Source organism: Pseudomonas sp. SbOxS1 (genome assembly GCF_013416725.1).
Lineage (GTDB): Bacteria > Pseudomonadota > Gammaproteobacteria > Pseudomonadales > Pseudomonadaceae > Aquipseudomonas.
The window spans coordinates 662,849-689,743 of record NZ_JAAVXC010000002.1 but is presented as its reverse complement, the minus strand read 5'-3'; the positions used below and the strand labels follow the sequence as shown (position 1 = coordinate 689,743).

The 26,895-nt window shown below is 59.1% G+C and carries 24 protein-coding genes and 1 tRNA gene; 14 read left to right on the top strand and 11 right to left on the bottom strand.

Annotated features, from left to right (window positions below; translation table 11 throughout):
• Nucleotides 1–53 precede the first annotated feature (53 nt).
• From apaG to HFK74_RS04035, 7 genes are all read left to right on the top strand, one after another.
• Entirely contained in the window at nucleotides 54–434 is a 381-nt protein-coding gene (apaG, locus tag HFK74_RS04065) for a Co2+/Mg2+ efflux protein ApaG (RefSeq protein WP_180202440.1), read from the top strand.
• Nucleotides 434–1,318: a symmetrical bis(5'-nucleosyl)-tetraphosphatase gene (locus tag HFK74_RS04060; protein WP_180202439.1), complete on the top strand. Its 885-nt coding sequence runs from the start codon at nucleotides 434–436 to the stop codon at nucleotides 1,316–1,318. The genes apaG and HFK74_RS04060 overlap by 1 nt, the downstream gene beginning before the upstream one ends.
• Before the next feature lie 33 nt (nucleotides 1,319–1,351).
• Nucleotides 1,352–1,681 carry a thiosulfate sulfurtransferase GlpE gene (gene glpE, locus HFK74_RS04055; protein ID WP_008061556.1) on the top strand — a complete coding sequence of 110 codons (330 nt, stop codon included), beginning with the start codon at nucleotides 1,352–1,354 and terminating at the stop codon, nucleotides 1,679–1,681.
• 296 nt (nucleotides 1,682–1,977) lie between these two features.
• Nucleotides 1,978–3,900 carry a PrkA family serine protein kinase gene (locus HFK74_RS04050; protein ID WP_008061555.1) on the top strand — a complete coding sequence of 641 codons (1,923 nt, stop codon included), beginning with the start codon at nucleotides 1,978–1,980 and terminating at the stop codon, nucleotides 3,898–3,900.
• A 204-nt stretch (nucleotides 3,901–4,104) separates the two neighbouring features.
• Nucleotides 4,105–5,376, top strand: a complete 1,272-nt coding sequence (locus HFK74_RS04045; RefSeq protein WP_008061553.1) for a YeaH/YhbH family protein — start codon at nucleotides 4,105–4,107, stop codon at nucleotides 5,374–5,376.
• Nucleotides 5,373–6,935, top strand: coding sequence for a SpoVR family protein (locus tag HFK74_RS04040; RefSeq protein WP_020798817.1), 1,563 nt, complete (start codon nucleotides 5,373–5,375; stop codon nucleotides 6,933–6,935). Before HFK74_RS04045 ends, HFK74_RS04040 begins: the two co-directional genes overlap by 4 nt.
• Before the next feature lie 63 nt (nucleotides 6,936–6,998).
• Entirely contained in the window at nucleotides 6,999–8,228 is a 1,230-nt protein-coding gene (locus tag HFK74_RS04035; protein ID WP_180202438.1) for a multifunctional CCA addition/repair protein, read from the top strand.
• Nucleotides 8,229–8,291: 63 nt separating this feature from the next.
• Here HFK74_RS04035 and folK read toward each other — a convergent pair whose 3' ends face one another.
• Nucleotides 8,292–8,810 (bottom strand): 2-amino-4-hydroxy-6-hydroxymethyldihydropteridine diphosphokinase, encoded by a 519-nt coding sequence (folK, locus tag HFK74_RS04030; RefSeq protein ID WP_180202437.1) that lies wholly within the window; start codon nucleotides 8,808–8,810, stop codon nucleotides 8,292–8,294.
• Nucleotides 8,801–9,157 carry a dihydroneopterin aldolase gene (gene folB / locus HFK74_RS04025; RefSeq protein ID WP_180202436.1) on the bottom strand — a complete coding sequence of 119 codons (357 nt, stop codon included), beginning with the start codon at nucleotides 9,155–9,157 and terminating at the stop codon, nucleotides 8,801–8,803. Before folB ends, folK begins: the two co-directional genes overlap by 10 nt.
• A 74-nt stretch (nucleotides 9,158–9,231) precedes the next feature.
• Here folB and plsY point away from each other — a divergent pair, with 74 nt between their 5' ends.
• Complete coding sequence (gene plsY, locus HFK74_RS04020; RefSeq protein WP_180202435.1) at nucleotides 9,232–9,801, top strand: glycerol-3-phosphate 1-O-acyltransferase PlsY; 570 nt, start codon at nucleotides 9,232–9,234, stop codon at nucleotides 9,799–9,801.
• 23 nt (nucleotides 9,802–9,824) lie between these two features.
• On the opposite strand, the gene tsaD is transcribed toward plsY, so the two are convergent.
• Nucleotides 9,825–10,850 carry a tRNA (adenosine(37)-N6)-threonylcarbamoyltransferase complex transferase subunit TsaD gene (tsaD, locus tag HFK74_RS04015; protein ID WP_180202434.1) on the bottom strand — a complete coding sequence of 342 codons (1,026 nt, stop codon included), beginning with the start codon at nucleotides 10,848–10,850 and terminating at the stop codon, nucleotides 9,825–9,827.
• Between the two features lie 199 nt (nucleotides 10,851–11,049).
• On the opposite strand from tsaD, the gene rpsU reads away from it, so the two are divergent.
• From rpsU to HFK74_RS03985, 6 genes are all read left to right on the top strand, one after another.
• On the top strand, nucleotides 11,050–11,265 hold the full coding sequence (rpsU, locus tag HFK74_RS04010; protein ID WP_002551877.1) for a 30S ribosomal protein S21: 216 nt from the start codon (nucleotides 11,050–11,052) through the stop codon (nucleotides 11,263–11,265).
• A 482-nt stretch (nucleotides 11,266–11,747) separates the two neighbouring features.
• The gene (gene dnaG / locus HFK74_RS04005) at nucleotides 11,748–13,715 is read left to right on the top strand and encodes a DNA primase (RefSeq protein ID WP_180202433.1); all 1,968 of its coding nucleotides are present in this window, start codon (nucleotides 11,748–11,750) and stop codon (nucleotides 13,713–13,715) included.
• Between the two features lie 67 nt (nucleotides 13,716–13,782).
• Nucleotides 13,783–15,630, top strand: coding sequence for an RNA polymerase sigma factor RpoD (rpoD, locus tag HFK74_RS04000; protein WP_180202432.1), 1,848 nt, complete (start codon nucleotides 13,783–13,785; stop codon nucleotides 15,628–15,630).
• Between the two features lie 122 nt (nucleotides 15,631–15,752).
• Nucleotides 15,753–19,499, top strand: a complete 3,747-nt coding sequence (locus tag HFK74_RS03995; RefSeq protein WP_180202431.1) for a bifunctional diguanylate cyclase/phosphodiesterase — start codon at nucleotides 15,753–15,755, stop codon at nucleotides 19,497–19,499.
• Between the two features lie 13 nt (nucleotides 19,500–19,512).
• A tRNA-Ile gene (locus HFK74_RS03990) sits at nucleotides 19,513–19,589 on the top strand.
• A 219-nt stretch (nucleotides 19,590–19,808) separates the two neighbouring features.
• Nucleotides 19,809–20,615 (top strand): toll/interleukin-1 receptor domain-containing protein, encoded by an 807-nt coding sequence (locus tag HFK74_RS03985; RefSeq protein WP_180202430.1) that lies wholly within the window; start codon nucleotides 19,809–19,811, stop codon nucleotides 20,613–20,615.
• A 126-nt stretch (nucleotides 20,616–20,741) separates the two neighbouring features.
• Here HFK74_RS03985 and HFK74_RS03980 read toward each other — a convergent pair whose 3' ends face one another.
• From HFK74_RS03980 to HFK74_RS03945, 8 genes are all read right to left on the bottom strand, one after another.
• Complete coding sequence (locus tag HFK74_RS03980; RefSeq protein WP_180202429.1) at nucleotides 20,742–21,068, bottom strand: hypothetical protein; 327 nt, start codon at nucleotides 21,066–21,068, stop codon at nucleotides 20,742–20,744.
• Nucleotides 21,044–21,625 (bottom strand): hypothetical protein, encoded by a 582-nt coding sequence (locus HFK74_RS03975; protein ID WP_180202428.1) that lies wholly within the window; start codon nucleotides 21,623–21,625, stop codon nucleotides 21,044–21,046. The genes HFK74_RS03980 and HFK74_RS03975 overlap by 25 nt, the downstream gene beginning before the upstream one ends.
• A 515-nt stretch (nucleotides 21,626–22,140) precedes the next feature.
• A complete protein-coding gene (locus tag HFK74_RS03970) occupies nucleotides 22,141–23,400 on the bottom strand; it encodes a site-specific integrase (protein WP_180202427.1) in 1,260 nt (419 codons plus the stop codon).
• 58 nt (nucleotides 23,401–23,458) lie between these two features.
• Nucleotides 23,459–23,752: a hypothetical protein gene (locus HFK74_RS03965; RefSeq protein WP_180202426.1), complete on the bottom strand. Its 294-nt coding sequence runs from the start codon at nucleotides 23,750–23,752 to the stop codon at nucleotides 23,459–23,461.
• A 679-nt stretch (nucleotides 23,753–24,431) separates the two neighbouring features.
• Nucleotides 24,432–24,662 (bottom strand): hypothetical protein, encoded by a 231-nt coding sequence (locus tag HFK74_RS03960; RefSeq protein WP_180202425.1) that lies wholly within the window; start codon nucleotides 24,660–24,662, stop codon nucleotides 24,432–24,434.
• Between the two features lie 111 nt (nucleotides 24,663–24,773).
• Nucleotides 24,774–24,992, bottom strand: a complete 219-nt coding sequence (locus HFK74_RS03955) for a helix-turn-helix domain-containing protein (protein ID WP_180202424.1) — start codon at nucleotides 24,990–24,992, stop codon at nucleotides 24,774–24,776.
• 75 nt (nucleotides 24,993–25,067) lie between these two features.
• Entirely contained in the window at nucleotides 25,068–25,553 is a 486-nt protein-coding gene (locus HFK74_RS03950; protein ID WP_180202423.1) for a hypothetical protein, read from the bottom strand.
• Nucleotides 25,550–26,866, bottom strand: a complete 1,317-nt coding sequence (locus HFK74_RS03945) for an integrase family protein (protein WP_218953521.1) — start codon at nucleotides 26,864–26,866, stop codon at nucleotides 25,550–25,552. Before HFK74_RS03945 ends, HFK74_RS03950 begins: the two co-directional genes overlap by 4 nt.
• Nucleotides 26,867–26,895 lie beyond the last annotated feature (29 nt).

The window sequence follows — 26,895 nt, the reverse complement described above, 5'->3', positions numbered from 1 at the left end:
AACTGACCTGTCAGTTACGCCCCGCGTTCCGCTTCGTTTTTAAGGCCCTTTGCATGTCCGATCCTCGCTATCAGGTCGACGTCAGCGTCGTCACCCGCTATCTGGCAGAACAATCGCAACCCGAGCAAGAGCGCTTTGCCTTCGCGTACACCATCACCGTGAAAAACAATGGCCTGCTACCGGCCCAACTGTTGTCACGGCACTGGGTCATCACCGATGGCGATGGGCATGTCGAGGAAGTTCGCGGTGCGGGTGTGGTCGGCCAGCAACCGCTGATCGAGCCCGGTAAAAGCCATACCTACAGCAGCGGCACTGTCATGACATCCAAGGTCGGCACCATGCAGGGCACCTACGAGATGCGCGCCGACGACGGCAAACATTTCGACGCCATCATCGCCCCATTCCGCCTGGCGGTGCCCGGAGCCTTGCACTGATGACAACCTATGCCGTCGGCGACCTGCAAGGCTGCCTCGAGGCATTGCAATGCCTGCTCAAGAAGGTCGCCTTCGACCCGGCCAAAGATCGCCTGTGGCTGGTAGGCGACCTGGTCAACCGCGGCCCGCAGTCGCTGGAAACCCTGCGCTTCCTCTATAGCATCCGTCACTCGCTGGTGTGCGTACTGGGCAACCACGACTTGCACTTGCTGGCGGCCGGGAAGAACATCGAGCGCCTGAAGAAAGCCGACACCCTGCGCGAGATCATCGAAGCCCCCGATAGCGCCGAGCTGCTGGAATGGTTGCGTCAGCAAAAACTCATGCACTACGACGAACAGCGCAACGTGGCGATGGTGCATGCCGGCATTCCGCCACAATGGTCACTGCGCAAAGCGCTGAAATGCGCGGCCGAAGTCGAGACAGCCCTGCGCGATGACAACCTGCTGCCGCCCTACCTCGATGGCATGTACGGTAACGATCCGGCGAAATGGGACAGCGACCTCAAGGGCGTGACGCGCCTGCGGGTGATTACCAACTATTTCACGCGCATGCGCTTCTGCACCGCCGAGGGCAAGCTCGACCTCAAGAGCAAGGAAGGCCTGGGCACGGCCCCTGCAGGCTACAAGCCCTGGTTCCAGCACAAGGAACGCAAGACCAGGGGCCTGAAGATCATCTTCGGCCACTGGGCGGCGCTCGAAGGCAAGATCCAGGAGCCGGGCATCTCGGCCCTCGACACCGGTTGCGTCTGGGGCGGCGCCCTGACCCTGATGAATGTCGACACAGGTGAGCGCCTGGCCTGCAAATGCGACGAAAATGGCCATGTCGCCGAGCCGCCAGTCGCCCCACAGATTTCCGAACCATCGCCAGCCAGCGCCCCGCGCTAGACTGCACTTTCTGCCGAGCCACAGGAGCCCGCCATGAGCGAATTCAAACGTATCCCCCCGGAACAGGCCCAGGCCCTGCGCGAACAAGGCGCAGTGGTGGTCGACGTCCGCGATCCTGCGACCTTTGCCGCCCTGCACATCAGCGGCTCGAAGCATCTGGACAACCACTCCCTGCACGCCTTCATCCAGGGTGCCGACCTGGACGCGCCAACCGTGGTGGTCTGCTATCACGGCAACTCCAGCCAGGGTGCCGCTGCCTACCTGATCAGCCAGGGCTTCTCCGACGTCTACAGCATGGATGGCGGTTTTGAGCTGTGGCGTACGACGTATCCTGCGGAAACCGCGCAAGGCACCAGCGAATAATTTTTTTGTCATGCGCAAGCCCCGGCCACCGCGGGCTTGCGCGCTGGCAGACGAACGGTCAGCCACAACTAATTACGTATCTCGCCTTTACCTCCCGAATTCCCAACTATCCTTAAGCGCAGGCCATCCAAAACAGGGGAGAGCCGGTACACCGGCGCACGGGTCATCGGGAGTAGCTTTCGGGGTAGTCAGCTCCGAAAGAGTTCTGGGGGGTAAACAGCGACCGCCTGTTCGGTTGCTGCCAGCATCGACTGAGTGATCCGGCGTCGGCTCCACGTATCGAGCGAGGTGACGTCATGAGTATCTTTAGCCACTTCCAACAACGTTTCGAGTCCACACGCCAGGAAGAACTCTCTCTGCAAGAGTATCTGGAGTTGTGCAAAAAGGACCGTAGCGCCTACGTTTCCGCCGCCGAGCGTCTGTTGCTGGCCATCGGTGAACCGGAGCTGCTCGACACCTCGACCAACTCGAGGCTGTCGCGAATCTTCTCCAACAAGGTAATCCGTCGCTATCCGGCCTTTGAAGACTTCCACGGGATGGAAGAATGCATCGACCAGATCGTGTCGTATTTCCGCCATGCCGCCCAAGGCCTGGAAGAGAAGAAACAGATCCTTTATCTGCTTGGCCCCGTCGGCGGCGGTAAGTCGTCCCTGGCCGAAAAACTCAAACAACTGATGGAAAGAGTGCCCTTCTACGCGATCAAGGGCTCGCCGGTATTCGAATCACCACTGGGTCTGTTCAACGCCACTGAAGATGGCGCGATCCTCGAGGAAGATTTCGGCATCCCGCGGCGCTACCTCAACACCATCATGTCGCCATGGGCCACCAAGCGCCTGGCCGAATTCGGCGGCGACATCAGCCAGTTCCGCGTGGTCAAGCTCTATCCGTCGATCCTCAACCAGATCGCAGTGGCCAAGACCGAGCCGGGAGATGAAAACAACCAGGACATCTCGGCACTGGTGGGCAAGGTCGATATTCGCAAACTGGAAGAATTCCCACAGAACGACGCCGACGCCTACAGCTATTCGGGTGCACTGTGCCGGGCCAACCAGGGCCTGATGGAATTCGTTGAAATGTTCAAGGCGCCGATCAAGGTACTGCACCCCTTGCTGACGGCCACCCAGGAAGGCAACTACAACAGTACCGAAGGCCTCGGGGCGATTCCGTTTACCGGGATCCTGCTGGCCCACTCCAACGAATCGGAATGGCATACCTTCCGCAACAACAAGAACAACGAAGCGTTCATCGACCGGATCTACATCGTCAAGGTGCCGTACTGCCTGCGGGTCAGCGACGAAGTGAAGATCTACGACAAGTTGCTGTTCAACAGCTCGCTGGCCAAAGCCCATTGCGCCCCCGACACCTTGAAAATGCTCGCCCAGTTCACTGTGTTGTCACGCCTGAAGGAACCCGAAAACTCCAACATCTACTCCAAGATGCGCGTGTATGACGGCGAAAACCTCAAGGACACCGATCCGAAGGCGAAGTCGATCCAGGAGTATCGCGACAACGCCGGTGTCGACGAAGGCATGAACGGTTTGTCGACCCGCTTCGCGTTCAAGATCCTGTCCAAGGTCTTCAACTTCGATCCTCACGAAATCGCCGCCAACCCGGTACACCTGCTCTACGTGCTGGAACAACAGATCGAGCAGGAACAGTTCCAGGCCGAAACCCGAGAACGCTACCTGCGCTTCCTCAAGGAGTACCTGGCACCGCGGTACATCGAATTCATCGGCAAGGAGATCCAGACCGCCTACCTCGAGTCCTACAGCGAGTACGGCCAGAACATCTTCGATCGTTACGTGCTGTACGCCGATTTCTGGATTCAGGACCAGGAATACCGCGACCCGGAAACCGGCGAGATCCTCAACCGCGTAGCACTGAACGAAGAACTGGAGAAAATCGAAAAACCGGCCGGCATCAGCAATCCGAAGGATTTCCGCAACGAAATCGTCAACTTCGTGCTGCGCGCCCGTGCCAACAACAACGGCAAGAACCCGACCTGGCTCAGCTACGAAAAACTGCGGGTGGTCATCGAGAAGAAAATGTTCTCCAACACCGAAGACCTGCTGCCAGTCATCAGCTTCAACGCCAAGGCCAGCAAAGAGGACCAGCAGAAACACAACGACTTCGTCACACGGATGGTCGAGCGGGGTTACACCGACAAACAGGTACGGCTGCTGTCCGAGTGGTACCTGCGGGTCAGAAAATCACAATAACCCGCTGCCGGTCAGACCGGTTGTCGTCAGCCAGAGACCTGTGCGTGCTTTTTCTGATACACAGGCCTCTGGAAGGTGTTCGAAAGTCGGTAGCGAGTTCAGGCAGCATCCAAAGCGCTTGGGGGAGCGTTGAATATCCCTTGGCTCTCGGCCCGATGCTGCATCACCGCTCGCCCCTTTCAGGACAGCTTCTAAGGAGCAGTCATGAGCTATGTGATCGACCGACGTCTCAATGGCAAGAACAAGAGCACGGTAAACCGCCAACGGTTTCTGCGGCGTTACCGTGATCACATCAAAAAGGCTGTCGAAGAGGCGGTCAGCCGGCGTTCCATTACCGATATGGAACACGGCGAGCAAATCAGCATCCCGGGGCGCGATATCGACGAACCGGTGCTTCACCACGGTCGCGGTGGCAAACAGACCGTCGTGCACCCGGGCAACAAGGAATTCACCAGCGGCGAACACATTGCCCGCCCACCGGGGGGTGGCGGCGGCAGAGGGCCTGGCAAGGCCGGTAACTCGGGCGAAGGGATGGACGAATTCGTCTTCCAGATCACCCAGGAAGAATTCCTCGAATTCATGTTCGAAGACCTTGAGCTGCCGAACCTGGTCAAGCGCAACCTGACCGGCACCGACACCTTCAAGACTGTGCGCGCCGGGATCAGCAACGAGGGCAACCCGTCGCGGATCAACATCATCCGCACCTTGCGCTCGGCCCATGCACGGCGAATCGCCCTCTCGGGCAGCAGCCGGGCGAAACTGCGCGAAGCCAAGGAAGAACTTCTGCGACTCAAGCAGGAAGAACCGGACAACTTCGGCGATATCCAGGAACTTGAGGCAGAAATCGAAAAACTCAGCGCACGCATTCATCGTGTACCGTTTCTCGACACCTTCGACCTCAAGTACAACTTGCTGATCAAGCAACCCAACCCCAGCTCGAAGGCGGTGATGTTCTGCCTCATGGACGTTTCCGGCTCCATGACCCAGGCGACCAAGGACATTGCCAAGCGCTTCTTCATCCTGCTGTACCTGTTTCTCAAGCGTAACTACGACAAGATCGACGTGGTGTTCATCCGCCACCACACCAGCGCCCGCGAAGTGGACGAGGAAGAGTTCTTCTACTCCCGGGAAACCGGCGGGACCATCGTGTCCAGCGCATTGAAACTGATGCAAGAGATCATGGCCGAGCGCTATCCAGCCAACGAATGGAACATCTACGCTGCCCAGGCCTCCGACGGCGACAACTGGAACGACGACTCGCCGATTTGCCGCGACATCCTGATCAACCAGATCATGCCATTCGTGCAGTACTACACTTACGTTGAGATCACTCCACGGGAACATCAGGCCCTGTGGTTCGAGTACGAGCGTATCGCCGAAGCCTTTTCCGACACTTTTGCCCAGCAACAACTGGTCTCGGCCGGGGATATCTATCCGGTCTTCCGTGAACTCTTCCAGCGCAGGTTAGTGACATGACCGCCAAAGAGCTGAAGCGCCAACCCATATCCACCGGATCGGAGTGGACGTTCGAGCTGATCCAGGCGTACGACCGTGAAATCAGTCGTATTGCAGCTCGCTACGCGCTCGATACGTACCCTAACCAGATCGAAGTGATCACCGCTGAACAGATGATGGACGCCTACGCCTCCGTCGGCATGCCGCTGGGCTATCACCACTGGTCCTACGGCAAACACTTTCTCAGTACCGAAAAGTCCTACACACGCGGCCAGATGGGGCTGGCCTATGAGATCGTGATCAACTCCGACCCGTGCATCGCCTATCTCATGGAGGAAAACACCATCTGCATGCAGGCGCTGGTGGTGGCGCATGCGTGCTACGGGCACAACAGCTTTTTCAAGGGTAACTATCTGTTCCGCACCTGGACCGACGCCAGTTCGATCATCGATTACCTGGTGTTCGCCAAGCAGTACATCATGCAGTGCGAAGAACGCCATGGCATCGATGCGGTCGAAGACTTGCTCGACTCCTGCCACGCGCTGATGAACTACGGGGTCGACCGCTACAAGCGTCCCTACCCTATTTCCGCGGAGGAGGAACGGCGCCGGCAAAAGGACCGGGAAGAACACCTGCAGAAACAGATCAACGATCTGTGGCGCACCATACCCAAAGGCGCGGACAAGTACAGCGACAAGGACAACGCGCGCTTCCCCGCCGAACCGCAGGAAAACATCCTGTACTTCATCGAAAAACATGCGCCGTTGCTGGAGCCCTGGCAGAGGGAGATCGTGCGGATCGTACGCAAGATCGCCCAGTATTTTTACCCACAACGCCAGACCCAGGTCATGAACGAAGGCTGGGCGACCTTCTGGCACTACACCCTGATGAACGACCTGTACGACGAAGGCCTGGTGACCGACGGCTTCATGATGGAGTTTCTGACATCCCACACCAGCGTGGTCTTCCAGCCTGGCTTCGACAGCCCTTACTACAGTGGCATCAACCCCTACGCCCTGGGCTTTGCCATGTACCGCGATATCCGTCGCATGTGTGAAGAACCCACTGAAGAGGATTACCGCTGGTTCCCGGACATTGCTGGCACCGACTGGCTGGCCGCCATCAAGTTCGCCATGAGCAGCTTCAAGGATGAGAGCTTCATCCTCCAGTACCTTTCACCCAAGGTGATCCGCGACCTGAAGCTGTTCAGCATTCTCGATGACGACCAGAAGGACGATCTGCTGGTACCGGCCATTCACGACGAAGGCGGTTATCGCATCATTCGTGAAACCCTGGCGGCCCAATACAACCTGGGCAATCGCGAACCCAACGTACAGATCTACAGCATCGACAGGCGCGGCGATCGCTCCCTGACCCTGCGCCACCAACAGCACGACCGCAAACCCCTGGGAGAGTCCACCGAGGAAGTGCTCAAGCACCTGCATCGCCTCTGGGGCTTCGATATTCACCTGGAAACCCTGCAGGGTGACCAGGTCATGAAAACCCACCATGTGCCCCCCAAAGGAGAACACAGCGAAGGCGATTACGGCCGACTGGACTTGGCCGTCATCCATTTGTGATCCTGTTTGCACCTCCGAACGCTCGACGTAACGGTTATCCTGTCGAGCTAACGGAGGTTTTTCATGCAGATTTATAAAGTTGGCGGCGCCGTACGCGATCGCCTGCTCGGCATAGCTGTCACCGACATCGACCGAGTCGTGGTCGGCGCGACCACTGAAGAAATGCTCGCCAAGGGTTTTCGGCCGGTAGGCGCTGATTTTCCGGTGTTTCTTCATCCGAAAACCGGCGAGGAATACGCCCTCGCCCGGACCGAACGCAAAAGCGGACGCGGTTACGGCGGGTTCACCTTCCACGCCAGCCCCGATGTGACCCTCGAAGAAGACCTGATTCGCCGCGACCTGACAATCAACGCCATGGCCGAAGACGATCAGCAGAACCTGACCGATCCCTATCACGGCCAGCGCGATCTCGAGGCCCGCGTACTGCGCCACGTTTCCCCCGCGTTCGCCGAAGATCCCCTCAGGGTTCTGCGCGTTGCTCGCTTTGCCGCGCGCTATGCCGAACTCGGCTTCACTGTCGCACCCGAAACCCTCGACCTGATGCGCCAGCTCAGTGAGTCAGGCGAACTCCAGGCCCTGACAGCGGAGCGCAGCTGGAAAGAAATCTCCCGCGCCCTCATGGAAAACCAGCCACAGGTGTTCATCCAGGTGTTGCGCACCTGCGGCGCGCTCAAAGAGCTGATGCCGGAAGTCGACGCGTTGTTCGGTATCCCGCAGCCTGCCACCCATCACCCTGAAATCGACACCGGCATCCACACCCTGAGCGTGCTGCAGCAAGCGGCCCAGCACAAACAACCGCTGACCGTGCGCTGGGCCTGCCTGCTGCATGACCTGGGCAAAGGGCTGACACCAGAGGAGCAATGGCCGCGCCACATCGCCCACGAGTCCAAGGGGCTGAAACTGATCAAGGCGGTCAACGAACGCTTCAAGGCCCCGAGGGATTGCCAGGAGCTGGCGTTGCTGGTGGGCGAATATCACACCCACGGTCATCGCGCACTGGAGCTCAAGCCTTCGACCTTGCTCGAGCTACTGCAGAGCTTTGACGTTTACCGCCGACCGCAGCGGTTTGAAGAGTTTATTGCCGCGTGCGAAATGGATGCGCGTGGACGCAAGGGGCTGGAGCAGACAAGTTATCCACAGGCGGATTACTTGCGCGGCGCAGCGACAGCGGCGCGCAGCGTTGCCGTTCAGCCATTACTGGAGCAGGGATTCAAAGGGCCTGAGTTGGGCGAGGCGATCAAACGTGAGCGACTGAAAGCTTTGAAAGCCTACAAAGAAGGGGCGTCCGCCTGAAAAGCATCGCGGGCAAGACTCGCTCTGTAGGAGCGAGGCTTGCCCGCGAAGGCGTAATCACTGTCACAATAAATTCGAAGGCGTCAACTGCTCCCCACGCCACTCAAACGCCACCGGCGCCAACATCTGATCAATCTGCGCTTCGCCCCACAAGGTCGCAAAGCTCTTGCCTACGCCAGGATGCACCCGATCCGGCGCAATCAGCGACAGCGGCCACAACACGAACGCATTTTTAAGAATTTCCGCCCTCGGCAGCACCAGGCCATCGAAGTTACCCACCAGGTCACCGAACAGCAACACGTCGATATCCAGCGGCAAACCTCGGCGATCAGGCGCATAACGCCCGTTGTCAGCCTCGATAAACTTCAGCCGGCGATCCAGCTCCATCAGCGGCAAATCGGTATAGGCCGACACCACGAAATTGAAGAACGGCCCGCTCTTGATCCCCACCGGCTGGCTTTCGAAGACCGCCGAGCAACGTATATCCACCAGAAAACCCGCCAGGGCTTCCAGGCCGGCACGCAAATGGGCTTCGCGCTCGATGTTGCTACCGAGCCCGAGATACACCTGAGTCAGCGACATCCGCGCTCGATCTCCACACCCACGCCGCCTGTAGCAGCAGGAACCGCACCGGGCTTAGTCAGCTTGAGGCGCATCCAGGTAATCTTGAATTCGCTCATCAACACTTCAACCAGGCGCTCGGCAAAGGTCTCGACCAGCTGGAACTGTGCCTGTTCGGCAAAAGCCTGGATGCGCGACGAAACGCTCGCGTAATCAAGCGCCAGGGTCAGGTCATCGCCAGCGGCGGCCGGACGATTGTCCCAAGCGAAACTCAGGTCAAGCTGCAAGCACTGTCGGATGCCTCGCTCCCAGTCATAGGCACCGATCACGGTGTCGACTTCCAGGCCCTCGATAAACACTCTGTCCAAGCACTTTTCTCCGCTACACGACAAGGGCGCAATGCGCCGTTAGAATCAGGGCGTCCTCGCCCGGAATAGTTAGCATGTTTTGGTTACTGGCGATCCTCGCCTACCTGCTCGGCTCTCTGTCCTTCGCCATCTTGCTCAGCCGCATGACCGGTAACCCCGATCCGCGAATGAGTGGCTCGGGCAATGCTGGCGCCACCAACATGTTGCGCCTGGCCGGCAAGAAACTCGCCATCCTGACCCTGCTCGGCGACCTCTGCAAAGGCCTGTTGCCCGTACTGGTCGCAGGCAGCGCAGGCCTGTCACTGCAAGACCAGGCGTGGATCGGCGTTTGCGCCGTCATCGGTCACCTGTTCCCGCTGTATTTCCGCTTTCGCGGTGGCAAGGGTGTCGCCACCGCTGCCGGCATGTTGCTGGGGCTATACCCGCCTGCGGCCTTGATGGCGGTCTGTGCCTGGCTGCTGACGTTCTACCTGACCCGTACCAGCTCGCTGGCCGCCTTGATCGCCACGCCCCTGACCCTGCCACTGTTGGCCTGGCAAGAACCGGCAGCACTGCTGCCCATGTGCGCCCTGACCGGCATGATCGTCTGGCGCCACCGGGGCAATCTACGCGACCTGTTTGCCGGGCGCGAACGGCATTTTTAGCGGCCAGGCATGAATGCCCTTCATCACAGGGGCGACAACTGCTCCATCGGCCACCGCGCCTGCACACTGATCGCGAGGCTTTCCTGCTGGCCAGCCTGCAGACGCTGGCAGCCGGCAAACGCAATCATGGCGCCATTATCGGTGCAGAATTGCGGACGGGCGTAAAAAACATCGCCCTTCATGTCGCCGAGCATTTTTTCCAGGGAAGTGCGCAACGCCTTGTTGGCACTGACGCCTCCAGCGATCACCAGGCGCTTCATGCCAGCCGCTTTCAGGGCGCGCTTGCACTTGATGGTCAAAGTCTCCACCACGGCCTGCTGGAACGCCAGCGAGATGTCGCAACGGGCTTGCTCACCGTCGTCCCCGGCACTCACACACTGTTGCCAGGTGTTCAGGGCGAAGGTTTTCAAGCCGCTGAAGCTGAAGTCCAGGCCAGGGCGGTCGCACATCGGACGCGGAAAGACGAAACGTCCTGCAACGCCCTGCTCTGCCAGGCGAGCGATTTCCGGTCCGCCTGGATAATTGAGCCCCATCATCTTCGCGGTCTTGTCGAAGGCTTCGCCCGCGGCATCGTCCAGGGTCTCGCCTAAAAGCGTGTACTGGCCGATTCCGTCGACCTGAACCAACTGCGTATGGCCGCCCGATACCAACAAAGCGACGAACGGAAATTCCGGCGGTTGCGGCTCCAGCATCGGCGCCAGCAGGTGACCTTCCATGTGGTGCACGCCGAGCGCCGGAATACCCCAGGCAAAGGCCAGAGCCTGAGCACAGGAAGCACCCACCAGCAACGCTCCGACCAGGCCAGGGCCCGCGGTATAAGCGATGGCGTCGATCTCGGTCGGCACACAGCCGGCTTCGGCCAACACCTGACGAATCAAGGGCAGCATGCGCTTGACGTGATCACGCGAGGCCAGCTCCGGCACTACGCCACCATACGCACGGTGCAGGTCGATCTGGCTGAACAGCGCGTCGGCCAGCAGGCCGCGTTCACTGTCGTAAAGTGCGACACCAGTTTCGTCGCAAGAGGTTTCTAATCCCAGTACTAGCATGGGTTTGCGCCTTGTTTAGGCTGAATTCGAAGGCGCGCATAATAGTCGTCGCGTGATGCCCCGACCAGCGGTTTTCGATCAGAGGCTTTGCATTCCGTGCGATGAGGGGTTAACATCCGCAACCCTTAAAAACCGACGTCTTCAAGTGCTCTTTTGCCGCGAGGATGTTGACCCCGGTAATGAATGAAGGTAGCTCTGGATGCCAGCCGTCAAAGTAAAAGAGAACGAACCCTTCGACGTAGCTCTGCGTCGTTTCAAGCGCTCCTGCGAAAAAGCCGGTGTACTGGCTGAAGTTCGTAGCCGCGAATTTTACGAGAAGCCAACTTCTGAGCGTAAGCGCAAAGCAGCAGCCGCTGTTAAGCGTCACGCCAAGAAAGTTCAGCGCGAACAGCGCCGCGCCGTTCGTCTGTACTAATACACAGACGATCGTAGCAAGCTTCTGCCAAGCCCGGCTCTGAGCCGGGCTTATGGCATTTGCGTAAAACGCTTGATGCTTCACCGTCGAAGCCGCAGATGCGACCGAGACAAATCTGCTTCACTGCGTCAGACCTGGCTCTTTTGCCAGCGGTGCACGTCTTTTCTGACGAGCCTTTCAAGGCTACTGACGAGCACACCCACTGATTCCTCTCACGACGATCAGCCCAAGGCACCTGCTTGCGTGCAAGATAACAAGCTATCCGAGACCATTGACTGGTCGCAGCCGGATTCAGCGCAACATTTTCAAATAGTCGAATACTGATGAGCAGTAACGTCAGTGGATTTTCGGCAGATACACTTCCCGACAGCGATCATGCAGGCGATACCGGTCGAGCCGCACATTTTGCGCGCCTCAAGCAATGACCCGCGCTCAGCTACCCTTCGCTTCGGTTCCTTTTCAGCGCAGATGACGAGAACGCCATGGCCGGGCTAATTCCCCAGAGCTTCATTGACGACCTTCTGAACCGCACCGACATCGTCGACGTGGTCAGCTCGCGCCTGCAATTGAAAAAGGCCGGCAAGAACCACACGGCCTGCTGCCCGTTCCATAAAGAAAAAACCCCCTCTTTCAGCGTAAGCCCCGACAAGCAGTTCTATTACTGCTTCGGCTGCGGCGCTGGCGGTAACGCCCTGGGTTTCATCATGGACCACGACAACCTGGACTTCCCCCAGGCTGTCGAGGAACTGGCCAAAGCCGCCGGCATGGAAATCCCCCGCGAAGAAAGCGGGCGCCCGCACAAGCCGCGCCAGCCAACCGATTCGCCGCTGTACCCGCTGCTCACGGCCGCCGCCGATTTCTATCGCCAGGCCCTGAAAAGCCATCCGGCGCGCAAAGCCGCCGTGGACTACCTGAAAGGTCGCGGGCTGACCGGTGAAATCGCCAGGGACTTCGGCTTAGGCTTTGCGCCACCTGGCTGGGACAACCTGTTCAAGCACTTGAGCAGTGACACCTTGCAACAAAAAGCCATGATCGATGCAGGCCTGCTGATCGAGAACGCCGAAACCGGCAAACGCTACGACCGCTTCCGCGATCGCGTGATGTTCCCGATCCGCGACAGTCGCGGGCGCATCATCGCCTTTGGTGGCCGGGTGCTGGGCGACGACAAGCCCAAGTACCTCAACTCGCCCGAAACCCCGGTCTTTCATAAAGGCCAGGAACTCTACGGCCTGTACGAAGCACGCAAGAACAACCGCAACCTCGACGAAATCATCGTCGTCGAGGGCTACATGGACGTCATCGCCCTCGCCCAGCAAGGCTTGCGCAATGCCGTCGCGACCCTGGGCACCGCTACCAGCGAAGAGCACATGAAACGGCTGTTTCGCGTCGTGCCCAGCGTGCTGTTCTGCTTCGATGGCGACCAGGCCGGTCGCAACGCCGCCTGGCGAGCCCTGGAAGCCACGCTGTCGAGCCTGCAGGATGGCCGTCGCGCCCGATTCCTGTTCCTGCCCGAGGGCGAAGACCCGGACACCCTGGTCCGCTCCGAAGGCACCGACGCCTTCCGCGCACGAATCAACCAGCATGCACAGCCGCTGGCCGATTATTTTTTCCAGCAACTGACGGAAGAAGCCGACCCACGCTCACTCGAAGGCAAGGCCCACATGGCCACCTTGGCAGCACCGTTGATCGACAAAGTCCCGGGAGCCAACCTGCGCATCCTGATGCGCCAGCGCCTGAGCGAAATCACCGGCCTGAGTGGGGAAGCCGTCAGTCAGCTGGTGCAGAGCGCCCCGCAAGAAGCGCCGCCGGCCTACGATCCCGGCTTCGATTACGACGCGATGCCCGATTACAGCGACTATCATCAGCCGCAATCGCAGGAAATGTACGTACCGCAGCAGGAATGGACACCAAAGAAACCCGGCGCGGGCGGCAAGAAGTGGGACAAGAAGCCCTGGGACAAGAACGGCAAACGCGGCGGCGATCGCGATCAACCCCGTGCACCCAGGGTGCCGGCGGCCGTAGAGCCACCGACGCTCGCCGCGTTGCGCACACTGCTCCACCACCCGCAACTGGCCGAGAAAGTCGAGGATGCCGGGCACTTTGCCGCCGAGGACCACACCAACACGCAACTGCTGGTGGCACTGCTCGAAGCCGTACAGAAGAATCCCAAGCTAAACTCATTTCAGTTGATTGCTCGTTGGCACGGCACGGAGCAAGGACGCTTGCTCAAGGCGCTGGCGGAAAAGGAATGGCTGATTGACGGAGATAACCTTGAACAACAGTTTTTCGACACCATTACTAGCTTGTCAGCCCGCCAACGCGAGCGAAACCTGGAACAACTGCTCAGGAAAGCCCGTCAAAGCGAGCTGAGCACAGAAGAGAAAAATCAACTGCGCGACCTATTAAGTCGCAATGTTTCCGCATCAAACCCGACCTCAACTGGCGCGTGAGGTCATAGCTCAGGTATAATCCTCGGCTTGTTTTTTGCCCGCCAAGACCTTCAGTGGATAGGGTGTTATGTCCGGAAAAGCGCAACAGCAGTCTCGTATTATTGAGTTGATCAAACTGGGTCGTGAGCAGGGCTACCTGACTTACGCGGAGGTCAACGACCACCTGCCGGAGGATATTTCAGATCCGGAACAGGTGGAAGACATCATCCGCATGATCAACGACATGGGGATCAACGTATTCGAGGTTGCGCCAGATAAGGATTCCCTTATGCTGGCCGACGCCGATACCGACGAAGCCGCGGCCGAAGAGGCAGCTGCTGCGTTGGCAGCGGTCGAAACCGACATTGGTCGCACTACCGACCCGGTGCGCATGTACATGCGCGAAATGGGTACGGTCGAGCTCCTCACACGTGAAGGCGAAATCGAAATCGCCAAGCGTATTGAAGAGGGCATCCGTGAAGTGATGAGCGCAATCGCGCACTTCCCTGGCACGGTTGATCATATTCTCTCCGAATACACTCGCGTCACCACCGAAGGTGGCCGCCTGTCCGACGTCCTGAGCGGTTATATCGACCCGGACGATGGTATTGCGCCGCCTGCTGCGGAGGTTCCGCCGCCGCTCGACACCAAGACCGCGAAAGCGGATGACGATTCCGACGACGATGACGCCGAAGCTTCCGATGACGAAGAAGAAGCCGAAAGCGGTCCGGATCCGATCATCGCCGCCCAGCGTTTCGGTGCTGTCGCCGATCAGATGGAAATCACCCGCAAGGCGCTGAAAAAGCACGGTCGCCACAACAAGCTGGCAATTGCCGAGCTGTTGGCCCTGGCCGACCTGTTCATGCCGATCAAACTGGTTCCGAAGCAATTCGAAGGCCTGGTCGAGCGTGTGCGCAGTGCCCTGGATCGCTTGCGTCAGCAAGAGCGTGCAATCATGCAGCTCTGCGTTCGTGATGCGCGCATGCCGCGTGCCGACTTCCTGCGCCAGTTCCCGGGCAACGAAGTCGACGAAAGCTGGAGCGATGCACTGGCCAAAGGCAAAAGCAAATACGCTGAAGCCATCGGTCGCGTGCAGCCGGACATCATTCGTTGCCAGCAGAAGCTGACCGCGCTGGAAACCGAAACCGGTTTGACGATCGCCGAGATCAAGGACATCAACCGTCGCATGTCGATCGGTGAGGCCAAGGCCCGCCGCGCGAAGAAAGAGATGGTCGAAGCGAACTTGCGTCTGGTGATCTCCATCGCCAAGAAGTACACCAACCGTGGCCTGCAATTCCTCGACCTGATCCAGGAAGGCAACATCGGCCTGATGAAAGCGGTAGACAAGTTCGAATACCGCCGCGGCTACAAATTCTCGACTTATGCCACCTGGTGGATCCGTCAGGCGATCACTCGCTCGATCGCCGACCAGGCCCGCACCATCCGTATTCCGGTGCACATGATCGAGACGATCAACAAGCTCAACCGCATTTCCCGCCAGATGCTGCAGGAAATGGGTCGCGAACCGACCCCGGAAGAGCTGGGCGAACGCATGGAAATGCCTGAGGACAAGATCCGCAAGGTATTGAAGATCGCTAAAGAGCCGATCTCCATGGAAACCCCGATCGGTGATGACGAAGACTCCCATCTGGGCGACTTCATCGAAGACTCGACCATGCAGTCGCCAATCGATGTCGCGACCGTTGAGAGCCTCAAGGAAGCGACTCGCGAAGTGCTGTCCGGCCTCACTGCCCGTGAAGCCAAGGTACTGCGCATGCGCTTCGGTATCGACATGAATACCGACCACACCCTCGAGGAGGTTGGTAAGCAGTTCGACGTGACCCGTGAACGGATTCGCCAGATCGAAGCCAAGGCGCTGCGCAAGCTGCGCCACCCGACGAGAAGCGAGCATTTGCGCTCCTTCCTCGACGAGTGATACCAGAACCCCCGGCCCAGGCCGGGGGTTTTGTTTTTGCAGATAAAATCCCCCCGCTCCACCCCACCCACCGATTTGCCCGTCTACACTCGAAGCATTCCCCGAGCCATAACGAGACCGTTATGCCCAGACTGCCGACCGTGTTGTTTTTGCTGTCGCTGATGACCTGGACCGCAACGGCTGGCGCGCTGACTCTAACCGACGAAGAACGTAGCTGGCTTGCGGCCCACCCGGACCTGCGCCTGGGTGTCGATGCCTCCTGGCCGCCCTTTGAGTTTCGCGACGACCAGGGCCGTTACCAAGGCCTTGCGGCAGACTATATCGACCGCATTCGCCAGCGACTGGCCATCAAGCTCACGCCTATCGAGCCCGTGAGCTGGACGGTCGTCCTGGACCAGGCCAAACAAGGCAAGCTGGATCTGTTGCCGGGCATCATGTCGACCCCGGAACGTCAGGCCTACCTGTCATTCACCCGCCCCTACCTGGACTTCCCGATCGTCATCCTGGCACACGTCGGGGGCGCCCAGCCGCGCAAACTCGAAGACCTGTACGGGCTGAAAATCGCCGTAGTGGAAAATTACGCACCTCACGAACTGCTGCGCACCCACCATCCCGATTTGAACCTGGTGGCGATGCCCAACGTCAGCTCGGCCTTGCAGGCGCTGGCCACCGACGAAGTAGACGCCGTAGTAGGCGATCTGGCCTCCAGCGTCTGGAGTTTGCGCCAGCTCAAGCTCGACGGGCTGTATGTCAGCGGCGAAACCCCCTACCGCTATCAGCTGGCCATGGGTGTACCACGGGACAACAAAATGCTGGTCGGCATCCTGGATAAAGTCCTGGCCGACATGACGCCCGCTGAAATCAGTTCGATCCAGGAGCACTGGGTCGGCAATGTCCTCGATCATCGAACCTTCTGGTCCAATCTGCTGATCTACGGCTTGCCCGGGCTACTGCTGCTGATCGCCGTGCTGGCGGCCGTGATCCGCGTCAACCGCCGCTTGAGCTCGGAAATTGCCCGCAGGGTCGACCTGGAGCAGGAACTGCGCAGCAGCGAGTACCACTACCGCGGACTGGTGGAGAGCCTGTCGGCCATCGCCTGGGAAGCGCGCATGAGCGACTTCACCTACAGCTATGTGTCGCCCCACGCCGAAGACCTGCTCGGTTACCCCCTGTCCCACTGGCTGATCCCGGGCTTCTGGCGCAACATCATCCACCCCGCCGACCTCACCCGCGCGCAGAGCTTCTGCGACCACGAAGTGTTGGCCGGGCGAGACCACAGCCTCGATTACCGGGTCATCACCGCTGACGGGCGTTGCCTGTGGGTCCGCGACATCGTCAGTTTGATCGAGCACGGTCATGAGCCGGTGATGCGCGGCCTGATGATCGACATCAGCGAAACCAAACGCACCGAAGAAGCGTTGCGCCTTTCTGAACAGAAATTTGCCTCGGTGTTCCAGCAATGCCCGGACATCCTGGTGATCGCACGCCTGAGCGACGGCTGCCTGCTGGAGGTCAACGAGGCGTTCGAAGAGCAGATTGGCCTGCGGGCCGAAGACGTCATCGGCCAGACCGCCACCGACCTCAACATCTGGGGCATCCCGGGCGTCGGGCCAGGGCTGCTACAGCGCTTGCAGGCCGGCAGCATCCGCAACCTGGAGATGCCCTTTCGCCGCAGCAATGGCCAGGTGTTCACCGGCCTGATCTCGGCCGAGCCCTTTGACCTCGATACAACCCCGGCGCTGGTGGTCGTGGTGCGGGACATCACCCAGCTCAAGGAAACCCAGCAACAACTGCAAACCTCCGAAGAAAAGTTCGCCAAGGCCTTCCACGCCTCCCCCGACGGCTTGCTGCTGTCGCGCCAGAGCGATGGCCTGCTGCTGGAGGTCAACGAGGGGTTCAGCCGCATCACTGGTTTCAACAGCGCGATGTCGGTGGATCGCTCGGCCTTGGACCTGGGGATCTGGGTCAACCTCAACGAACGCAAAAAAATGCTCGACCTGTTGCACCGGGACGGTTTCGTCCGCGATTTCAGCTGCCATATCCGCCGCAGCGATGGGCAGATCCGCCTCTGCGAGGTCTCCAGCCGTCCGCTGCCGATCGGTGACGACGACTGCATGCTGACCATCGCCCGGGACATCACCGAACGCCACCTGATGCAGGAAAAACTGCAACAGGCCGCGACGGTATTCGAGAGCACCGCAGAAGGCGTGTTGATCACCGATACCCAGCAACACATCAGCGCGGTCAACCGCGCCTTCACCGAAATCACCGGCTACAGCGAAAGCGAAGCCCTGGGCCACACCCCGCGCCTGCTTGCCTCAGGCCTGCATGACAGTGCGTTCTACGCCGCCATGTGGCATCAACTGACCGACGAAGGTCATTGGCAAGGCGAGATCTCCAACCGGCGCAAGAATGGCGAACTCTATCCGAGCTGGCTGACCATCAGCGCCGTGCGCAATCGCGACAACTTCATCACCCACTTCGTGGCCGTGTTCGCCGACATCTCCAGCCTCAAACACGCCCAGGCCAAACTCGACTACCAGGCTCACCACGACCCGCTGACAGGCCTGCCCAACCGCACGCTGTTCGAAAGCCGCCTGCTCAACGCGCTCAGTCACCAAAAGGAAAACGGCGGCCAGGGTGCGGTGCTCTTCCTCGATCTGGACCGTTTCAAGCACATCAACGACAGCCTCGGTCACCCAGTCGGCGATCTGTTGCTCAAGGGCATTGCCGTGCGCCTCAAGGACCAGTTGCGCGACATCGACACCGTCGCGCGCCTGGGCGGCGACGAGTTCATCATCCTGCTCCCCGGCCTGCAGCAAGCCAGCGACGCCGACAATATCGCCACCAAGCTACTCAATTGCTTTACCGCGCCGTTCCAGGCCGGCGAACATGAGTTTTTCATCAGCTCCAGCATCGGCACCAGCCTCTACCCAAAAGACGGCAGCGACGTGGCCACGCTGATCAAAAACGCCGACGCGGCGATGTACCGTTCCAAGGCCAAAGGCCGCAACCGGGTCGAAAGCTACACCTGCGACCTCACTGCCCAGGCCAGCGAGCGCGTGGCGCTGGAGCACGAACTGCGACGCGCTATCGAGCGCAATGAACTGCACCTGTGTTACCAACCGAAGATCAGCCTCGACGACTATCGCCTGGTAGGGGCCGAAGCACTGATTCGCTGGCGTCATCCGACTTTTGGCGACGTACCGCCCGAACACTTCATCTCCCTTGCCGAAGAAAACGGCATGATCCTGCAGATCGGTGATTGGGTACTCGAGACTGCCTGCCGGCAGATGTTTGAATGGAACCAGATGTACGAAGGCCTCGGCCCACTGTCGGTCAACCTTGCCGGTGCCCAGCTGCGCCAACCGAATCTGCTGGGGCGGATCGAGCAACTGCTCAAGGACAACCGCCTCAACCCCGGTTACCTGCAACTGGAAATCACCGAAAACTTCATCATGAGCCAGGCCGAAGAAGCGCTAGCCGTTCTGCACCAACTCAAGCATCTGGGCGTGCAACTGGCGATCGACGACTTCGGGACCGGGTACTCCTCGCTGAGTTACCTCAAACGCCTGCCGCTGGACATTCTCAAGATCGACCAATCCTTCGTCCGCGGCCTGCCGGACGACCCCCACGACGCTGCCATCGTGCGCGCCATCATCGCGCTCGGCCGCAGCATGCAGTTCACGGTCATCGCTGAGGGCGTCGAAACCCAGGCGCAGCAGCAATTCCTGGCCGCCGAAGGCTGTGAGCAGATCCAGGGCTACATCGTCAGCCTGCCCCTGCCCCCCGACGAATTCGCCGCGACGTTTCTTCGTACAGCAGTAATGGATTTTTCGGATAGCACTGCCGCGAAACCGTCGCTATAATCCGCGACCAATGGGGCCTATAGCTCAGTTGGTTAGAGCAGAGGACTCATAATCCTTTGGTCCACGGTTCAAGTCCGTGTGGGCCCACCAATAGATTCAACAACTTAGGTCAACCGCTGCGGTTGGCCTTTTTTGTTTTTGGTTCTCTTGTAAGCACTTTGTAAGCATCCGGCGAAAAAGTACCGCCACTTTGCAACTGACGCGTCATACAGCTTCAACGCGCGCCACTGGTTTCTACAGAAATGTAATTCACCAATGGAGCGTTTCAACGCATGGCTCGATGTCTACTGGTTCATCAGGAGAAGGCCGATGACTTCACGCATTATTTTTCTGTCCCACATTCACGAGGAGAAGGCGCTTGCGCTCCTAGTGAAGCAAGCGCTTGAAGATGAATTCAGTGGATTCGTCGACGTCTTCGTCTCGTCGGATGGAACAAGCATCCCTGCAGGCTCCAACTTCCTAAAGCGAGTCGAGGATGGCTTGGTAGACTGCATCGGCGCCATATACCTGATCAGTCCAGCGTCAGTTAAACGAAACTGGATCAACTTCGAGTTAGGGGCAGTATGGATTCGAAATGCCATGAGCATCAGATCAGGTGCCTCTGCGATACCTGCGCTTCCAGTTTGCCACTCTGGGGCAACGCCAAGCAGCCTTCCATCACCACTCAACAACCTGAACGGCATCACCGCCAACCAAGCGGCGCAGCTTGAGTTCGCATTCCGCTCTCTACAAGCTGCTGTTGGTGGAAAGGGGCGTCTAAAAACTGATTTTGATGCACTTGCAACCAACGTGATTTCTTTCGAGCATCAGTACACGTTGGGAGCCAATCTTGTAAAAATGCTCTCCATGTTCAATGGGGACAAACGCGCTCTTGTGCGGCATTGCGAGCAGCAGCCGGCAGGCGCACAAATCGAGCTTAATTGTGGTTTCGTCGAGACTGGCGCCATCCAGACATTGACAGGCCTACAGGCGAACGAACTCAAAGGCCACATTCACGTCACCACTGACATGCCGGGAACTGAGTTCCGCCCTCAGGGCGCCGTGAATGGCGCGCAAGTGAAACTACAAGTTGCTGCATCGCTCATACTGGACTTCAAGCATCTCTTACAGAGCTGACAAGCCATTCAAGCCGAAGCTGCTTGGCAGCTCGGCTTGATGATTTCACCGATAGCCATGTGACCCATGACGTAATCCCCCTGGGGGAAATAATTTCATCTGTTACTGGATCAGACTGTTGGCAGATCAGAACTGCGGCCCGGTACATTGGCCATTGAGCATCTGACCATAGCAGGTTGCTTTAGGCTGCGCTGCGCCAGTGCTGCCATGACACACACCATTGACCACCGCGCCGATGCAATCCTGTGCGCGGTATACCGGCTGGCCATACTGCTGCATTTGCATTTGCTGCTGCATAGGCGCTACTTGTTGCTGCTGCACAGGTGTTGTTTGTCGCGGCAGATCGAGCGAGTCGACCCATTGCAAATAATCACGACGGGCATCAACAAGCTCGGCGCAGCCTGTTGTCGATATCAACGCCACTGCCATCAGTAACGGCATAACTTTGTGCATATCGGCTCCGCACCGCGTATTGGTTCCGGATCGACTGATCCAGCCTTTACATTTTGACAGCCGCCACGACGACCTGATTGACCTGGATCACCATCCAAATTACTGCGCGTGCCGCCCCGACCAATGACCACCAAATCGATTTCGACCACCATGACGAAGTTATCCTCGACCACTTCGGCGAAACAGTCGACCACCATGACGAGGCCGTCCTCGACCACCACGGCGAAGTAGTCGACCACCATGACGAAGCTGTCCTCGACCACCACGGCGAAGCAGTCGACCACCATGACGAAGCTGTCCTCGACCACTTCGGCGAAGCAGTCGACCACCATGACGAGGCCGCCCTCGACCACCACGGCGAAGTAGTCGACCTCCATGACGAAGCTGTCCTCGACCACTTCGGCGAAGCAGTCGACCACCATGACGAAGCTGTCCTCGACCACCACGGCGAAGCAGTCGACCAACATGACGAAGCTGTCCTCGAGCACTTCGGCGAAGCAGTCGACCACCATGACGAAGCTGTCCTCGACCACCACGGCGAAGCAGTCGACCACCATGACGGGGCCATCAATCACTACGCCCGGCTATCGAGATCGCCCTCCCGATCAAATCAACCTACCCGGCATAACGGCGCGAGCGACTGGCCATTATTTCCTATCCATTCCGCCTGCAAGTCATTGATTTTTCCTGTGCAATGACATCTGGTTAATTTTTTAAACGGAACCTGGAAGAGCCCGCCGGTAATTGTCGGCATTTGGGCAGCAGGCGCCCCGGCTAAAAAAGAGCGCCATCAAGCGCCATACCGCACAAACAAAAATTTCCGTGCATGGACCCAACACACCCCCTACCGCTGATCCGAACATCACCACCAAACTCATGCCCCACGCACACTGCGCACGGTCCACCTCATCCAGCACCTGAACCCAACACAAAAAAACAGCACAAAAAAACCGCACAAAAAGCGCACTTTTTTGCATTGGCCGGTATCTGCCGACATTCAAAAACCAGCAGGCAGCTGAGCGCCCCGCCAGAACTGGTACGCGGCGCCCAACAAATAATCTGGAAGTTGAACCTACAAGTGGAAACGTCCGGCCAGGTCCAAGCCCGCTCCCGTGGCATTACCGACACCCTGCCAGAGTTCCAGCGCCTCCCGCTTCAGTCGCGACAAGTCCGCCTGCACATAGGTGGCGGTCAGCCCCGGCATGGCGTGATTCAGCAGCAGCTCCGCCGTCAGATAATCCACCCCCAGCAGCGCCCATCCCGCCCGCGCCATCTTCCGCAAGTCATGGCTGGAAAATGCCCCGCCACTCAGATCGCGGACGATCAACTGCGCCGCCTGCTCCGACAGCGGTTTACCCTGCGACCCAGGGAACAGGTAGACACTCGGCTTTCGCGCTTGCGTTTCCTTGTACCGGCGCAGCAGCTCCACCAGCCCTGGTGCCAAGGGCACTTCCAACCGTGTCCGCGTTTTGGTGTGTTCGGGCGGAATTACCCACAACCCCGCAAGCAGGTCGAACTCAGCCCAGCGCGCTTGCCGTGTCTCGCCGATCCGCGTGCCGGTGCACAGCATCAACAACGGCAACATGCAGGCGACCGGCTTGGTCGGGAAAAGCTCCGCGAGCCGCGCCAGCACCACCCCGGCGTCCTTGGGCAACAGCCGTGCCAGCTTCGGCCTGATCGGCCCGACGCCGAACTCCGGAAACTTCACCCCCTCCAGCGGATTGCGCGGCAGGCGTTTCAGCTTCTGCGCCGCATGGATGGCCGCCACCAGCACCCGGTAAACCTTCGCCACCGTGGCCGGCGCCAGGACCGCCTGAATCGGCTGAATCAACAGCCGATGCACCAGCGCCCGGTCCAAATCCTCCACCCACACCGCACCCAGGCGCGGCAGCAGCCATTTCAGGATTACCGTCCGACAGCTCGCCTTGCGTGCCTTCGACAGTGCGGACTTGCTCAGTTGGCACTCCAAATACCAGCGCAGCAGATCCTCCACAATGACTAGTTGCCCGAAGCTGCCAGCAGGGTGCGCACCGGACGCCCGATTCGCCATCACCGCCGGCAATGCAGCTTCCATCGCATTCCAGCCCCAGCGCGGCCAATCGCCGGCCTTCTTCCATTTCCCGCCCTGGCGAACATCCCAGGTCGCCCGTCGGCGGTTATCGCGGAAGCGCAGGCGCACTGTCGGGTAGAAAACATCACGCAGCACACTCACATCCTCATCCTTGGCCGTCCGCTTGATCGCCGCATCACTAAACTCGATGTATCGCGTTTCACCCATCGCACACCTCGCCACCTGATTGACCATCCCAACAGCCAGCCCGATCAGGATCACGCCGAACCTTCACTTCCGCCCGATTACCTTCGACCTGGCGGTGAAGAAATCCTCGACGTCACCTTCGACCTGGCAGTGAAGAAACCGACAGATCCACTGCAAACCCCCGCCTCAACTGATCAACCACCCACGGCAGGCGCTCCAGCATCGTTGAGCAATCCAGCTCAGGATAACTGCCGACCCTGTGCCATCCGTCCCAGTGCAATACCTCCCACACCCCATACCTGCGGTCCTTCAAATACCGCAAGCGCAGCGTTGGAAAATAATCAGAGTGCAGATAGGCAATACCCTTGTTCCGCGCAAAGCGGCGCACAATTTGATCAATAAACCGCGCATAGACCATATCGCCCATCGCACACCTCACTCATACATGAACCACCCGTCCGCACTTAGGATCGGCACCGGTAAGCGCTTTAGCGCTCGCACGCGAAAACGCGAAACACAGGAGGCCGCAGGCCTCCCCGGCGCAGCGCGCCGGAGGACAACGGCAAGCCCTCGACCCCGCAAGCGGGGCCCCACTCGGGCCAAAGATCAAAGTCAACGATTTCCAATCGTCCAGGCAGAGCAAAAGCAAGAGCGAAGCGATTGCATTGAACCCCCTGGGGGGGTTTGGGGGGCTCTTCTCTTCTCTTCTCTTCTCTTCTCTGGTCACGCTTTTCGGCGCAATTTGTCCGCAGTCTGTCCGTTTTCAATGCGGACGCTTACGGGACTCTCGCTTGCGCTCTGCATCGAGGGTGCGACGCTTAGAACACGCGCCGTTATGGGCTTCAAAGCGTGGAAGAGTTAGATTCACGCCGTCATCTTCGAGCCATCCGACAGTAATCATGGCCTTAGCAAAACCCGGCCACGCTGCAAGCTCATCAAGCGTCTCCAGCGTGTAACCGGACAGTGTTCCGTCAGTTGAGTGGAAGTCGAAAAGACACCAAACGGACATAAGCCCGCCAACTATCCGAAATCTGTCCGTTTTCAATGCGGACGCCATGCGGATAACTTTCGGATTCGACAGCAAACTAGTCCGCATCTTGAGCCAATCACCCGCCATGGCTCTGCCCTCGAACCGGAACATGGCCGTACAAGATGAAAGTGCTATTTGGATGCGCCGACGACAGCAGCAGATCGCCATCGGCGAGCCAGACGGCGAAGCCAGTGCAACGCCCTGGCTTGTCGCCCAATGCGAGGAAGCGGGAAATCTTGCCGGTGGCAGGCACAAGCCCCCCATCTAGCAGCCCATACCGGGCCGCCATAACTTCTTTTAAAGTCATCAGGATTAGCCTCGAACATTATTGGAGGCCGGACAAGGTGCGACGATAGTCGCGCCCACCACTGAGACAAACCAGTGGTCAGCACAGCCGGACGCGCCCACGTCCGGCTTTTTATGCGACTGATTTTGTCTGGCGTCCCACATTCAACAGAGCGCGAACATCAGCAGTTGGCCATGACAAGCGCCCCGCGATGCGAATGCACTTCACCGGGCCAGTGTTATGGGTAGCCCAGTTGCGCAGGGTTTGAGGCTTGCGATTGAGGAAGTGCGCCGCCTCAGTTGTGGTCATGTAAGGGCGGTCGATTGCATCAAGGGCTTGAAAGTTGTTCATGGTGGTTCCCGATAGTTAGTTTTTGTTGCCATCGGTAGCCGATTATTCACATACGTTCCCGGAAGTCATGGACAGTCACCCCTGGGGGTCGGTGTCCCCAAGCAGCATGTACTGCCTGTCATCCTTGGCGCGCTGCTCATCTTTAAACTCCTGCACTCGCTTCTTTTGCCGCCGCAAGGTTCGGGCTTCTGTCTCATACGGGTCTAGCTCAGCAATAGCCCCTGCACCCAACTTCACAGCTTTCGCATCAGTCAGAACTTGGTCGACTTTGCATTCATTAATTTTCTGCTTTTGGCGCATGGCCGTTAGCAGTTTTTCACCCTCCGGGTGATACATCAGTTGATCAAGCAGAATCTGCATGGCCTCGCTTGCTGCCAAACCAATGGGCTTGTCATCAATCAGCTTCTGCCGGAGGACGTCCCACAGCTCGCACAGATAGTCCAGGGACTCAAAAGGCCTAAGTTGAGGCGGCACCGCGCCGTCGTGCCCTAGCGGTAAGTGCATCGTGATGCCCGCGTTACGGCAGCGTAGATCTACCTCTTTGCTCTTCTGTTCGCTCATTGCACAACCCTCAAGCGCAGGCCATCAACGACTGGCATTGGGCACCCTGCCTGCTCCAGCATCCATGCCTCGAAGCGCTCATGGTGCAGGCGCAACAGATCCAGTGGGCGCACCTTGTAATGGCGCTCCTGAGTCGCACTTGGTTTGTGCCCCCCGATCTGAGCAATCACGCCCGACGGCAGTTCCAGCCATTCCGATAGGCTCACGAATGAACGACGCAGGTCGTGAGGTGTCACCGATACACCGGCCACAGCACAGGCACGCTCAAGCGCGTGGTTGGCTTCGGATAAGCGCCCGTTCGCGCTGGCTGGGCTAGAGAAAACCCATTGATTGCGCCGTGGCAGCGAGCTCAGCAGGCTTTCGACATAAGGCGTCATCGGAATTGTTCGGGTACCGTCACGACCACCCTTGCTGGCATCCTTGTCGCGAAGGGTCAGGCTGTGCCACTTCCAATCGATGTCCGACCACTTCAAGGCCAGCAGTTCGCCGGGGCGTGAACCAATGAGCAGCAGTGTTTGCAGGTAGGCACCGATCACGGGGTTGTCGAGACCCTGCACAGCCGAAAACCAAGCTGGAAGTTGTTCCTTGAGTAAGCTGCCCTGCTTTGCCTCGGCACGCCCCAAACGATCCTTGGCGCGCTTGGTGATGGCCTGATCGCCCGCAACCACCGACCGATAGTTGGGCTCATCAGCCGCCCAGCGAAGAAACGCTTTCAGGCAGCGCATGGCCAGCCTGGCGCGAGTTGGCCGCGTGACACCTTCAATCGCCGCCCAGCGCTCCATAGTGTCGCCACTCAACGACGACAACGGCAGCTTCATCAGCGATGCCAACGGACCGGGCACCGTTTCACCGGCACCGCGCTTGCGTTTTTCGCCACCGACTTGAGCCAGCTTCACGTGGTCCTGATAGTGCGTGTCGCCCCAATGCGCACGCCGGTCGACCAAGTAGTCGGCCCAGGCGCTGGCCACTGTCACGGCCTCGACCCTGGCGCGCTCACTGGCGGCAACGGCAGCGGCCTCGTTGTCTTTCTTCAGTTGCCGAGGATCTCGCCCAGCATCGATTTCGGCCTGGAACGTGCGCGCAACCTTCTCGGCATCGCCAATGCTCTTGCCTGGCCAATCGCCAATGGTGATCCGCACCACCTTGCCCAGGTAGCGCCCCTGCCAGATAAACGCCTTCTTACCTGCTGTCACTCGCACGGCCAGCCCTGGCTGGTCGGCGCTCCAGTGGAAATCCTGGCCACCGATATCAGCAGGCGGCAGCAGGTCGCCGATGCGCTTCACCGTCAGCGAAATCTGATTTTTCTGGCCCATCACACCCCCGAATCTTTGTAAGCACTTTG

Coding starts and splice junctions, on each gene's coding strand:
- HFK74_RS04040 (WP_020798817.1), top strand. CDS start 5,373: ATGACCGCCAAAGAGCTGAAGCGCCAACCCATATCCACCGGATCGGAG.
- HFK74_RS03945 (WP_218953521.1), bottom strand. CDS start 26,866: ATGGGCCAGAAAAATCAGATTTCGCTGACGGTGAAGCGCATCGGCGAC.
- HFK74_RS03960 (WP_180202425.1), bottom strand. CDS start 24,662: ATGACTTTAAAAGAAGTTATGGCGGCCCGGTATGGGCTGCTAGATGGG.
- HFK74_RS03965 (WP_180202426.1), bottom strand. CDS start 23,752: ATGGGCGATATGGTCTATGCGCGGTTTATTGATCAAATTGTGCGCCGC.
- HFK74_RS03995 (WP_180202431.1), top strand. CDS start 15,753: ATGCCCAGACTGCCGACCGTGTTGTTTTTGCTGTCGCTGATGACCTGG.
- HFK74_RS04045 (WP_008061553.1), top strand. CDS start 4,105: ATGAGCTATGTGATCGACCGACGTCTCAATGGCAAGAACAAGAGCACG.
- HFK74_RS03985 (WP_180202430.1), top strand. CDS start 19,809: ATGACTTCACGCATTATTTTTCTGTCCCACATTCACGAGGAGAAGGCG.
- HFK74_RS03955 (WP_180202424.1), bottom strand. CDS start 24,992: ATGAACAACTTTCAAGCCCTTGATGCAATCGACCGCCCTTACATGACC.
- HFK74_RS03950 (WP_180202423.1), bottom strand. CDS start 25,553: ATGAGCGAACAGAAGAGCAAAGAGGTAGATCTACGCTGCCGTAACGCG.
- HFK74_RS04060 (WP_180202439.1), top strand. CDS start 434: ATGACAACCTATGCCGTCGGCGACCTGCAAGGCTGCCTCGAGGCATTG.
- folK (WP_180202437.1), bottom strand. CDS start 8,810: ATGTCGCTGACTCAGGTGTATCTCGGGCTCGGTAGCAACATCGAGCGC.
- HFK74_RS03980 (WP_180202429.1), bottom strand. CDS start 21,068: ATGCACAAAGTTATGCCGTTACTGATGGCAGTGGCGTTGATATCGACA.
- plsY (WP_180202435.1), top strand. CDS start 9,232: ATGTTTTGGTTACTGGCGATCCTCGCCTACCTGCTCGGCTCTCTGTCC.
- HFK74_RS04035 (WP_180202438.1), top strand. CDS start 6,999: ATGCAGATTTATAAAGTTGGCGGCGCCGTACGCGATCGCCTGCTCGGC.
- rpoD (WP_180202432.1), top strand. CDS start 13,783: ATGTCCGGAAAAGCGCAACAGCAGTCTCGTATTATTGAGTTGATCAAA.
- rpsU (WP_002551877.1), top strand. CDS start 11,050: ATGCCAGCCGTCAAAGTAAAAGAGAACGAACCCTTCGACGTAGCTCTG.
- HFK74_RS03975 (WP_180202428.1), bottom strand. CDS start 21,625: ATGGTGGTCGACTGCTTCGCCGTGGTGGTCGAGGACAGCTTCGTCATG.
- glpE (WP_008061556.1), top strand. CDS start 1,352: ATGAGCGAATTCAAACGTATCCCCCCGGAACAGGCCCAGGCCCTGCGC.
- apaG (WP_180202440.1), top strand. CDS start 54: ATGTCCGATCCTCGCTATCAGGTCGACGTCAGCGTCGTCACCCGCTAT.
- dnaG (WP_180202433.1), top strand. CDS start 11,748: ATGGCCGGGCTAATTCCCCAGAGCTTCATTGACGACCTTCTGAACCGC.
- tsaD (WP_180202434.1), bottom strand. CDS start 10,850: ATGCTAGTACTGGGATTAGAAACCTCTTGCGACGAAACTGGTGTCGCA.
- HFK74_RS04050 (WP_008061555.1), top strand. CDS start 1,978: ATGAGTATCTTTAGCCACTTCCAACAACGTTTCGAGTCCACACGCCAG.